The following is an 11,436-nucleotide window of genomic DNA, read 5'->3' on the forward strand; positions in this document are numbered from 1 at the left end:
AGGCCGGGCCCCCGCCGGACATGATCGTACAGACATGTCCGCTCCAATCCGCGTCCCGCCAGGGGCGCGGATTTTTTCGCTATCCTCGCGCCGAGTGCCGCCCGTGATCGCCTTCGCCGCAGTGCTCGTCGCGTTCGCGCGGCGCTGGCAGGTGCGCTGCGGCCCGCTCGCCTGCCCCGAGGCGATCGCGCTGGTGGCCGCGCTGACGCTCGGCGGCCTCGGCCTGCTGGCCGCGCTGCTGGCGGTGGGCGGCATCTTCTCCGCGCCGTCGTTCTCGTTCACCGCGATCGCCCTGGCGGTGCTCGCCTGGCCCTGGGGACAGCGAGCGCCGCGGCGCCGACCCGCGCGCAGCCTGCCGCGGGCCGCCGGCCTCGTCGCGCTGCTGCTGGCCGCCGCCGCCCTGCGCTGGCCGCCGATCCCCGCCGACCTCGGCGGCCGCGACCAGGGCACCTACGTCCTCCGCGCCCGCCACACCCTGCGCACCGGCCGGACCGGCCACACCGATCCGGTGCTGGCTCGCGCCGGCGCCGAGGCCGAGCTGCGACCTGGCCCCGGGGACATCCTCGGCCTCTACCACGCCGACCGCAGCCCGGCCCGCGTCGGCCGCTACGAGGGCGCCTACCGCCCCGGCTTCTACCTGAACCGGCGCGACGACGGCGAGGTCGTGCCGCAGTTCCTGCACCTCCACCCGTCTCTGCTCGCGCTGTTCGGCCTGGTCTTCGGGCCATGGTCGATGGGACTGGTCGCCCCGCTCGCTGGCGTGCTCTCGGCGCTCGCGCTGTGGGCCCTCGGCGAGCGCCTGTGGCCGCGCGCCGGCGCCTCGTGGCTGGCCGCCGGCCTGTTCGCGCTGTCGCCGATCGCCGTGTGGACCGCCCGCACCCCGCTGACCGAGTCGCTCACCGGCCTGCTGCTGCTCGCCGCCGCCCTCGCGGTCGCCCGCGGCCTCGCGCCGGCCTCCGCCGCCGGCGCCCCGCGAGGCCACGACTCCGACGCCACCGCCGGCAAGCCCGCGCGGCCGGCCGACGGGCGCTCCCCCGCCATCGCCCGCATCGACGCCGATTCGCGCGACCGCGATCGCTCGCAAGGCCACCTGCGCGCCGCAGACGCGAGCGCCCGCGGCCCCGCGCTGCTCGCTTCCGCCGACCTCTCGCGCACCGAGGCCGCCGGCTCGACCGCCCGAGACTCCGCGCGCCAGGCCGACTCGACCGCGCGCGGCGCCGTCGACCCGCGCTCGGCCTCCGCCTCGGCCTCGTTCCCCGCCGACTCCGCCCACGGCCACGAGCTCACCGCCGCCCTGCTCCTCGGCCTCGCCGGCTTCGTCCGCGGCAACCTGTGGCTGTCCGCCCCGGGCCTGCTGGTGGTGCTGTGGCTGCGCACCGAACCTGGCCTTCGGCGCATGTCCGCTCCGACCTTGCTCTTGGGTCTGCTGCTGACCAGCCTCGCGCTCCACCTCGCCACCGGCTACCCCTACCTTCACGACGAGTTCAAGCGCCAGCTCGGCCCCGTCGCCGCCCTGTCGCCGCTCGGCGCGGTCGTCCTCGGTCTCGGCGCGATCGCCGTCTACCTCGCCCTCGACGCCGCCCTCGACCTCGTCCGCGGCCGCGTCCGCCGGCTCCCGCGGGTGCTCGCCGCCCTCGCCGCCCTCGCCGTCCTGGCCTGGTGGCTGCGCTGGGCGCCCGGTCCGCCGTGGAGCCGCCTCGACCCCGCCCTGCCGCTGCTCGGCGCCCCGCTCCTGCTCGCCGCCGGCCTCGGTTTGGTCGCCTTCGCCCGCCTGCGCCCGCCCGCGACCGCCGCCCACGTCTGGCTGCTCGCGCTCGCCACCCTCCCGGTCACCGCCCTGGCCCTCTACGCCCAGCGCAACCTGCCCCAGGTCGGCCTCTACTACTACGGCCGCTACCTCGTCCCCGAGCTGCTGCCGGCCGCCTGCTTGCTGGCCGCCTGCGCTCTTGTACATGTCCATCGGTTCCTGTCCGAACACACAGGTCTCGGGCGACATGCCCGATGGGTCAGCCTCGTCCTCGGCCTCGGCCTGCTGGCCGCCCAGGCGCTGCCGTACCTGCGGAGCCCGGCCACGCGCCTGCAGGAGTTCGCCGGCGCCGAGCGCCTGATCGACGACCTGGCCGCCGAGCTCCCCGAGCGCGCGGTCGTCCTCGCCGGCGGCGAGGGCTGGCACCACGTCCACGTGTTCAGCCAGCTGGGCGGCGCCCTCGCGTTCGGCCACGGCCGCACCGTCCTGCCCTACCGCAGCCGCGAGGCCGCCTACGCCGCGCTGCACGAGCTGCTGATCGCCGGCCCGACCGCCGGCGCCGAGGCTCCGCCGGTGTACCTGCTGCTCGGCGAGTCGACCCACCCGCTGCGCCTCCCCGGCAGCGCCGCCCCGCTGGCGCTCGTCGACGACCTGCTGCCGCCGCCCTTCGTCGCTCGCCCGGTCGCCTTCGCCGAGCTCTACCTCGACCGCCTCACCCCCGTGGACGAGCGGATCCCCGACCGCGTCACCCGCACCGACCTGCGCGTCGGCCTGCTCGAGGTGCGCGTCGACCCGGCGCGGCGGGCCGCCGTCCGCAGCTGGCGGATCGACGAGGGCCGCGCCGAAGGACCTGGCCCTTTGCACCTGTCCTCTTATTACTTGCCCGACGGACAGACGTGCCTCGACACCGAGCACCCGCTGGTCCTCGACCTCCCGCCCGGCGCCGGCCCCGGCTCGCTCGTCCTGGTCGCCCAGCCCGGCGGCGACACCCCCGGCTGGCGCGTCGTCGTCGACGGCCAGCCGGTCGCCCTCGACCCGCCCGGCCCCGGCCCCGCGCGGGCCCGCGACACGCTCGGCCCGATCCCCTTCGCCACCCCGCCGCGCCGCGTCGAGCTGTGGGGCAGCGCCCGCCCGCGCGACGACCTCGCCTGCCCCCACGGCGGCCTCGCCGAGGTCCGCCTGCTCGGCCCCGACCGCGGCCCCGACGACCGCACCCCGGGCTGGACCCGCACCTACAGCCCGCCGCACGACCTCGGCCACCGCGTCACCCCGGCCCGCTTCACCGCCGGCCGCGCCCTCACCCGCCTGCGCCCCGGCCTCGACCGCGCCCGCGAGCTCGACGGCCCCTCCCTGGTGGTCCGCGCCGGCGACCCGCTGACCTTCCCCATCGAACATGTCCCGAACGCCAGGTCGACGACCATGGCGATGACCCTGCGAGGCGCCCGCCTGAGCCCGGTCGGCCGCGTCCGCGTGCTGGCCGACGAGGCCCTGCTGCTCGAGCTCGACCCGCCCGACAGCCTGGGCGGCGCCTGGCACTCGCCGCCGACGGTCGTCGCCTTGCCGGGCCCTGCCCCGCGGCTCCGGGTGGAGGTCGTCGATCCGGAGCGCCCCGACGCCCACGTCGCGCTCCGCGATCTGGTGCTGCTGCCCACGCCCGAGTAACAGCGTTACATGTCTCGGGACATCCGGGTGTCTCGCCGGCGCTTGACCCTCCGAGACCGCCGCGGTACGGCTGGGCGATGTTCCGCCCCACCCCCTCAAGCTGATCCTCGGCCTCCTGCTGGTCGGCGCCACCTGGTTCGTGGCCGCCAACTCGCACATGGACATCTTCCCCTGCAAGAAGACGACCCAGGACTTCTCCACCGGCCGCCTCGACACCCGCGAGACCACCTGCAGCATCCTGCAGACCCACGGCGACTACTTCCAGCCGCCGGAGAGCGCCAAGCTGACCGAGGCCGGCTGGGCCACCGCGGTGGCCGTCATCGGCCTGCTGCCCCTGCTGGTCGGTTTCGCCATCGGCTCGCGCTTCGGCAAGAAGAAGTGAGCGGGCGCCGCGCCTGTCCTTCAGGACATCGCGGTGTTCCTCCAACGCGCGCACGAGGACGACCAACCGTTCACGATCCGCGACGGCCTCGACATTGTCCGTTCGGACCCATGATCTCCGAGGGAGGTCGGCGGGCCAAGCCGAGTCCTCGCGCTCGCCCCGGCCCTCCGGAAGCGGTCCGCCGAGCACTGCCACTCGGCTTCGGGGGGCATGTCCGTTCAGACATGTCTCTTTTACCAGCACCCGAGCCACCCGCGACCACCCGTGGCCGGCCTCGCAGGTTCCTCTGTCCTTTCAGACACGTCCATTGCACGGCGGCCGCGCGCCGCCACCGGGCGCGCGATGCCTGCCCGATCAAACATGTCCCTTACGCCAGCCTGCCCCGCTCCGCGGCCCGCGCTACCGCGCCCGGCCGCCGCGGCGCCGCGTCCCGCACAGCAGCAGCAGCGCGAGCCACGAGCCGGCAGGCCCGGCCTCCCGGCACCCGCAGCGCGACGGCTCGGCGGGCGTGGTGTCGAGGCAATCGCAGGTGCCGCACGACGGCTCGCGCAGGTCGACGCCGGTCTCGTCGTGCAGCCAGCACAACACTGCGGCGGGGATCCCATAATAACCGCCCTTGCCGCACGGTTCGGAGCCTCGCGAGGTCACGCCGGCCAGACGGACCTCGCCCGAGGCCAGAGTGACGAACGCGGGCCCGCCGGAGTCGCCGGAGCAGCTGTCGATGCCGTCACCGCCGGCCCGGAACTCGAAGCCCGTGGGGCTGAACCGCACGATCGACGCGTCGACCTGCCGCTTGATCCCCGTCACCCCGGCCTCGTTCAGCCCGTAGCCGACCAGGGTGACGACCTCGCCGATCGCCATCGTCTCGTCCCACTCGTCCTGCACGCGCAGCGGCCGGGCCGGCGCGATGTCGGTGGCGGGCTCGGCGAGCACGAGATAGCCGTAGTCCCAGATGTCCCACTTGCACGTCATCAGGTCGCTGCAGTAGTCGGGGTGAGACCCGACGCGCTCGACGGCGATGACGCGCGTGCCCGGCTCGCCGACGTCGCCGCCGAAGCGCACCGACTTCGGCCACCCCGTGGCAGAGACGATGCAATGCGCCGCGGTGAGGACCACGCGATCGGAGACGAGCGTGCCGGTGCAGATCGAAGGCCCGTAGATCATCGCCACGACCTCGGGCCACGCGTCCGACTCGACGACCGTGCCGCCGAGGATCGGCGCCGGCGGGCGCTCGGGCGCGGCCACGGGCAGCGGCGCGGCGAGGACGAGGAGCAGGCCGACGGACACCATTGGTAGATCCTACTTTCCTTTCCGCATGAGGCGGAGAAGTTGGGCAAGACCCCCGTTCAAACCGTGCATGCGAATTTCCCGCACACGGCTTACCGGTGGTCTCTCGGGCCGTCGCATTACGCGGCCTCCGGGTACTGCACGGTCCCACGTAGTCGGTGGAGCCCGTGGTCATGGAAGAAGTCGCTTGTCCAACCTTCGACGTCGTTGGCTCGCAGGTGTCGGCCATGGCGCCGCACCATGAAGTGCGTGAGCCGGCGCCATACGTACGTGTCGATCTGATTGAATTTCGCGGCGGCGTTCCCGGTGCGGAAGTAGTTACCCCAGCCGTGCAGCACGGGGTTGATGTCGCGGATGAGCACCCGGACATCTTTGACCCCGTTGCGGTTCGAGCCAGTTAGCTCCTTCACGCGGTGCCGAACCCGCGTCATGCTGCGCTGCGAAGGCCAGCGCTGGAGGAAGTACACCCTGCGATGCTCCTTCTCCCAGATCGGCCCGGACATGCGCTTGCGCAGGTGACAGCCGAGGAAGTCGAAGCCTTGCCGTCCCCGGCTCAGCTCGACGCGCCTCGTCTTTTCGGGATGCAGCTCCAGCTTGAGCCGTCGCAGGATCTCGCGGACCCTGACCTCGGCCTCCTCGCACGCCTTCGCGGTCCTGCACAGGATCACGAAGTCGTCGCAGTAGCGCACGAGCTCGCCCAGGTGGGCGTGTCGTCGCTGCCACAGCTTGTCGAGGACGCCGAGGTAGATGTTCGACAGCAGCGGTGAGATGACGCCGCCCTGGGGTGTCCCCGAGAGCATCGCCGTCACTTCGCTGTCCTCCATCACACCGGCTTCGAGCCACTGCCGCACCAGCTTGAGGACCCTGCGATCCGAGATTCGCATCGCCACGAGCTTCATCAGTCGCTCGTGATCGATGCTGCCGAAGTAGTCGCGGATGTCGGCGTCGAGCACGTGGTTCCCACCGCGCGCTCCCAGCACGCGCAAGCGCTCGAGCGCCTGCGTCGCACTGCGCTTCGGCCGGAAGCCGTACGAGCACGGAAGGAAGTCCGCCTCGAATATCGGCTCCAGCACCAGCTTCGCCGCCATCTGCACCACTCGGTCCCGGACGGTCGGGATCCCCAGCGGCCGCTTCTTCCCGTCCGCCTTCGGGATGTACCGCCGCATGACCGCGCTCGGCCGGTACGTCCCGCCCTTGAGTTCGTCGGCGATCTCTTCGAGGAAGCGATCGACGCCGTACTCCTCCACCTCGGCCAGCGTCTGTCTGTCGACGCCCGCCGAGCCCCTGTTCCTCTTCACCCGCCTCCATGCTTCCCTCAGGACGTCACGCCTGAAGATGCGGTCGTACAGCGCATGGAAGCGGCGACCCGGATGCCGCTTGGCCGCGGCCCACAGTCGGCGTCGAAGTTCTCGCACTTTGTCACGCGGCCTGCGCCGCGTGGGGTTGTTGGGACCTGTCCTGCAGGCCATGCCCTCGCGCTTACCTTCTTCTCCGACACGACCACCCCAGGGGCCCTTCCCTCCGGCGGCGTTGTTCTGCGCCGCCATCGCCGGTACTACGGCCCCCTCGGACTCCCGCTGCACAGCGCTCGACTTCGCCTTCGGCTTATACGAGTCGCCTCGCCCCGACACGGGCCGTGCAGACGGGCCTCTCCTGTTCCGCATCGCTCCTTGAACGCGTGCTGCGCCCCGTACCCCGGGAGGACCCACCGCGCTTTCTGATCCGGATGACTGCGCGGTGGACGTGGCCTTCGCCGTGACATGAGCGGCTCGGCTCCTCCATTGTTTCTCTGTCGAGGCTGCAGGCTTCACTTCATGTTGCGGCCCGCGTTCTTGCTCCCTCCGTAGAGGCTTTTGACGCCCCGCTCGGGCCGCGAGAATCTCTCCTCGCGCCTGGGGCCTGCTACCGGGCGCTCCGGCGCCTACCCGGGCGGGACTCTCACCCGCTGGAACGGTGCAGCATGACGCGGCCGAGCCGCCCCTTCGGGGTCCTGCTCGCCCTCGTCTTCAGGACGCACCATTGCGGCCAGCATATCCCGCCGGCCTAAATCCGACTCGCGCCGCCGCTCACGCCCGAGGACGCGCGAACGAGCGCGACTGGCCCGCGTGCGAGCGATGGAGCCAGAACAACACCCGCCCCGCTGTCGGAGGCGCTACTCGCCCGCGGGCGAGCGGTTGAGCCAGAACAGCACCCGCCCCTCGCTGCCGACCTTCACCACCGCGCCGATGTCGATGCGGCCGTCGCCGTCGTAGTCGAGCGGCTCGAGGTCGACGATCTCGCCGCTGACCTCGCCCGCGGGCGCGAGCGCGTAGTCGACCTGGCCCGGGGACAGGTCATGGGTGCGGATCAGGACGCTGACCGCGTTGAGGCCGGTGCCGTCGACGTCGTGAGCGACCGCGATGTCGACCTCGCCGTCGCCGGTGAAGTCACCGAGCTCGGCGTCGCGGATCTCCTGGCCGACGGCGAAGAACTGCGGCTCCTCGAACAGCAGCGGCTCGCTGCGGCGCTGGCGGACCACCGTGATCCCGCGGTCCGACGGGTGCACCGCGACCAGGTCGACGTCGCCGTCGCCGTCGAGATCGTCGAGCAGCACCCGCCGGATCTCGAAGTGCGTCAGCGGGATATCGAGGCGCTCGGCCTGATCCGCGTTCATGGTGAACGCGTCCTTGCTCACCAGGTAGATCGCGAGCGACTCGTGCTCGCTGTCCATCGGCGTGTGCGCGGCCACGATGTCCTCGAAGCCGAGCCCGTCGAGCTGGGCGACGTTGACGGCGTGGATCCCGGTGAGCTCGGGGATCTTCAGCCCCACCCGGCGCTGCAACGCGAACGGCACCGCGTCGTCGGCCTCCACCACGATCCCGTCGAGCGGCTCGTCTTCGGGCTTCTCCGCGGTCGGCGGTCCGCTGTCGCAGCCGATCGCCAGCCCCGTCGCGTTCTCCACGTCGACCACGTCGAGCGTCTCGATGCTGTTGGGCGCCGGGCAATTGCCCCACGGCACCAGCGTCGCCGCGTCGAACTGCTCGGGCGACGTGCGCGCGAACATGTCGCCGCCGTTGTGGAACCCGAACACCTTGCCGGCCGTGCCGCTGCCCTTGTCGCCCGCGGTCACGCCGAGCAGATCGTCGCCGTGGCCCTCGCCGAAGAAGCGGGCCGCCGCGATCGCCTCGACCCGGCCTTCCGCCTCGAGCTTGGCGCCGAGCACCGTCTTCTGATCGCGCGTCGTGTGGATCTGGATGCGCCCGAGGTCGAGCAGCACCGCGAAGTCGTTGTCGACCCCCTCGTCGTCGAAGTCGCCGCGCAGCAGGCGACGCGGCGCGATCGATATCTCGAGCGGCGCGCCGGCCCGCGGCATGCACACGTAGTGCGGCGTGTAGAGCCCGCCCTCGCCGGCGTTCTGGCCGCAGTCGGGCAATGGTTCGACCTGGAAGCAGCTGACCGCAGCGATCGCTGCGACCGAGAGCGAGGAGAGACGCGCGCATGAACCTCCGCTAGAACGCCACCGCCAGGCCGCCGGGCCGCAGCTGGGCGCGGCGCGGAGCGGTCTTGCCGCGCGCCGCGTCGACCGCGACCAGCACCACGCCCGTGACCAGCAGCGCCCCGCCGACGCCGATGCCGGCGAACGCCAGCGCCCGCGCCGACTGGTAATTGTCCGCGTACTGCTGCTCGCGCGCGCCCGACAGCGGCACGTACTGCCACTCGTCGCGCCGCTGGTCGTCGATGCGCCCGGCGCTGACGAGGCCGAGCGCGCCGAGACCTGTCCCGAGGACCAGGCCCGCGCCGATCAGCGCGTAGCCGGCGATCCCGGCCGCGCGCGGGCGGTACGGCGGCTTCGCCGGCGACTCGGGCGCCGGCGCCGGACCTTCGGGCTGCGCCTCGCCCTTGCCCAGCTCGGCCAGCTGCGCGTCGATCGCCGCGATCCGCTCCCGCGCGTCGCGAGCGTCGCTGCCGGCCGCCTCGCGGATCTTGGCGAAGTTGAGGAACAGCACCCGCGCCTTGCGCAGGTGCGCCGGATCGGCCTCGACCTCGTAGCGCTTGCTGTACGCCTGACCGAGGTTGTAGAGCAGCGCGTCGGCGTGGCTCAGCTCGTACGCCGCCTCGAATTGCTCGATCGCCACGTCGAAATTGCCGAGGTTGTAGGCCTTCGAGCCCTCCTCGAACAGCCGCTGCGCCTCGGCCTCGTCGGCGCCGGCCGCGGGCTCGGCCTGGTGCGCCGCCGCGGGCCCGCCGAGGCCCAGCGCGAGGCTCAGGCCGATCGCGGCGGCGAGCCGACAGGACCGCGCCAGCGCGGGAATTCGGCCGTTTCGACGCCTCCGTCCGCGCGAGAGCACGACCGACGCTACCACCACCGGCGAAGCAGCGACAAGCGACCTGCGTTCGCGCCGCGCGTTATCGACCGCACGCGCGCACCGGCGATGCCCGACCTTCACGGGCGCCGGCGGTCGGTGCCACACTGAGCCTCCCGCGCCCGCGCGCACGGAGCCGCGATGTCCGAGCCGATTGCGAAGACCCAGCCGATCGACGCCGGCGCGCAGACCGTCCGCCCCGCCGAGCCCGACGCCGGCACGCCGCGCGTCGACCGACGGCTCGGCGAGCTCCTGAAGGGCACCTACACGCTGGAGCGGCTGCTCGGCGCCGGCGGCATGGGCTCGGTGTACCTGGCCCAGCACGCGCTCATCCGCAAGAAGGTGGCGATCAAGATCCTCGCCCCCGAGTACGCGACAAGGCCCGAGCTCAAGGAGCGCTTCTTGCGAGAGGCGCGGGCCGCCGCCGCCGTCGACCACGACGGGGTGATCGAGATCCACGACTTCGGCGAGACCGCCGACGGCGCGGCCTTCTTCGTCATGGAGTACCTCGAGGGCGAGGACCTCGCGGCGGTCATCCAGCGCGAGGCGCCGCTGCCGTGGCCGCGCGTGCGGGACATCGCGGTGCAGCTCTGCCGCGCCCTGCAGGCCGCGCACGACCGCGGGATCGTCCACCGCGACATGAAGCCGGGCAATTGCTTCCGGCTCGTCCGCGACGGCCGCGACGTCGTCAAGGTCCTCGACTTCGGGATCGCCAAGCTGCAAAACCCCGACGAGGGCGTCGGCCAGGCGCTCACGCGCACCGGCATGATCTTCGGCACCCCCGAGTACATGTCGCCCGAGCAGGCCCAGGGCCTGCGCCACGACCACCGCGTCGACATCTACGCCGTCGGCGTGATCCTGTTCGAGCTGCTGACCGGCAAGCCGCCGTTTATCGCCGACACCTTCATGGGCTTGCTCAACAAGCACATGTTCGACGCCCCGCCGCGGCCGCGGGACATCGCGCCGCACGCCGACATCCCCGCCGCCGCCGAGGCCGTGGTCCTCAAGGCGCTGCAGAAGGACCCCGACCTGCGGTTTCAGACCATGGACGAGCTGGCCGCCGCGCTCGTGGCCGTCGACGCCGGCGTCGCCCCCGAGATCGTCCCCGAGACCCTGCGGGCCAAGCCGGTCCGCGGCGCGCCGATGCAGTTCCGCGGCGCCGACGCCCCGCCGCGCCCGACCCTGCCCGAGACCACCGCGCCGGCCTTCCCCGCCCCGTTCGCCCCGCCGCCGCGCCGCCTGAACCTCGCCCTCGTCGCCGGCCTCGCCGGCGCCGTCCTGGCCGCCGGCGCGCTCGTGCTGTTCACCCAACAGGACCCTTCGGACAGGCCCGAAGCAACAGGTCCCAAAGAACATGTCTCGGTCGCCGACGCGTCCGAGCTGCTGCCGCTGCCGCCCGCGCCCCTCCGCCGGGGCCGCCGCCCGCGCCCGACCTGCTGCCGCTGACGCCACCGACCGTGACCGTGCGGATCGACACCGCCGGCGTCGCCGCCGAGGTGCTCGACGAGGGCGGCGCGATCCTCGGCAGCACCGCCGATCCGCACGGCCTGCGAGTGCCACGCGGCGACGTCGAGCGGCAGCTCCGCCTGCGCGCCGAAGGCCGCGCCGAGGCCCAGGTGAAGCTCGTGCCCAGCGAGGACCGTGCCGTCGCAGTCGCCCTCGAGCCGCTGGCCCCAAGCAAACAGCCGGCCAAGAAGACCGCGGGCAGCAAGAAGCCCGAGGCCAAGCACGAGGCCCCGCCTCCGCCGCCGCCCCCGGCCCCGCCCCCGCCGGCCAAGCCGAAGCCCGACCCCGCGCCCGTGACCTCGCCCGACCTGATCTCGCCGTTCAAGAAGTAGGCGCGAGAGCGTCCGTCGAGACACGTGAACGAAGAGCATGTCCATTCAGACATGTCCGCAAAAACATCTCATGAGCGAGCCGCTGCCGGGTGCGTGCGCTCGCGTGCGGCCGACCGCTCCGGGACCGATCGCCGCATCACTGTCGCTCGAAACAGGTGTGATGGGTCATCATCGATC

At 72.8% G+C, this 11,436-nt stretch carries 8 protein-coding genes; 4 read left to right on the top strand and 4 right to left on the bottom strand.

Annotation, left to right across the window (positions count from 1 at the left end):
• Positions 1–94 precede the first annotated feature (94 nt).
• Together OV079_RS19325 and OV079_RS19330 are read left to right on the top strand one after the other, a co-directional pair.
• Positions 95–3,409 (top strand): hypothetical protein, encoded by a 3,315-nt coding sequence (locus OV079_RS19325; RefSeq protein ID WP_267770305.1) that lies wholly within the window; start codon positions 95–97, stop codon positions 3,407–3,409.
• 139 nt (positions 3,410–3,548) lie between these two features.
• The gene (locus tag OV079_RS19330; protein WP_267770306.1) at positions 3,549–3,791 is read left to right on the top strand and encodes a hypothetical protein; all 243 of its coding nucleotides are present in this window, start codon (positions 3,549–3,551) and stop codon (positions 3,789–3,791) included.
• A 399-nt stretch (positions 3,792–4,190) separates the two neighbouring features.
• On the opposite strand, the gene OV079_RS19335 is transcribed toward OV079_RS19330, so the two are convergent.
• The 4 genes from OV079_RS19335 to OV079_RS19350 form a co-directional block, all read right to left on the bottom strand.
• Positions 4,191–5,081 (bottom strand): S1 family peptidase, encoded by an 891-nt coding sequence (locus OV079_RS19335; protein ID WP_267770307.1) that lies wholly within the window; start codon positions 5,079–5,081, stop codon positions 4,191–4,193.
• A gap of 116 nt (positions 5,082–5,197) precedes the next feature.
• Positions 5,198–6,547: a group II intron reverse transcriptase/maturase gene (gene ltrA, locus OV079_RS19340; protein ID WP_267778429.1), complete on the bottom strand. Its 1,350-nt coding sequence runs from the start codon at positions 6,545–6,547 to the stop codon at positions 5,198–5,200.
• Positions 6,548–7,230: 683 nt separating this feature from the next.
• A complete protein-coding gene (locus tag OV079_RS19345) occupies positions 7,231–8,490 on the bottom strand; it encodes an FG-GAP repeat domain-containing protein (protein ID WP_267770308.1) in 1,260 nt (419 codons plus the stop codon).
• A 76-nt stretch (positions 8,491–8,566) separates the two neighbouring features.
• Positions 8,567–9,421: a hypothetical protein gene (locus OV079_RS19350; RefSeq protein WP_267770309.1), complete on the bottom strand. Its 855-nt coding sequence runs from the start codon at positions 9,419–9,421 to the stop codon at positions 8,567–8,569.
• Between the two features lie 141 nt (positions 9,422–9,562).
• Here OV079_RS19350 and OV079_RS19355 point away from each other — a divergent pair, with 141 nt between their 5' ends.
• Together OV079_RS19355 and OV079_RS19360 are read left to right on the top strand one after the other, a co-directional pair.
• Positions 9,563–10,867, top strand: coding sequence for a serine/threonine-protein kinase (locus OV079_RS19355; protein WP_267770310.1), 1,305 nt, complete (start codon positions 9,563–9,565; stop codon positions 10,865–10,867).
• An 11-nt stretch (positions 10,868–10,878) separates the two neighbouring features.
• Positions 10,879–11,259 carry a hypothetical protein gene (locus OV079_RS19360; protein ID WP_267770311.1) on the top strand — a complete coding sequence of 127 codons (381 nt, stop codon included), beginning with the start codon at positions 10,879–10,881 and terminating at the stop codon, positions 11,257–11,259.
• Positions 11,260–11,436: the final 177 nt, after the last annotated feature.

Source organism: Nannocystis pusilla, assembly GCF_026626665.1.
GTDB classification, from domain to species: Bacteria; Myxococcota_A; Polyangia; order Nannocystales; family Nannocystaceae; genus Nannocystis; species Nannocystis pusilla.

Coding starts and splice junctions, on each gene's coding strand:
- OV079_RS19355 (WP_267770310.1), top strand. CDS start 9,563: ATGTCCGAGCCGATTGCGAAGACCCAGCCGATCGACGCCGGCGCGCAG.
- ltrA (WP_267778429.1), bottom strand. CDS start 6,547: ATGGCCTGCAGGACAGGTCCCAACAACCCCACGCGGCGCAGGCCGCGT.
- OV079_RS19335 (WP_267770307.1), bottom strand. CDS start 5,081: ATGGTGTCCGTCGGCCTGCTCCTCGTCCTCGCCGCGCCGCTGCCCGTG.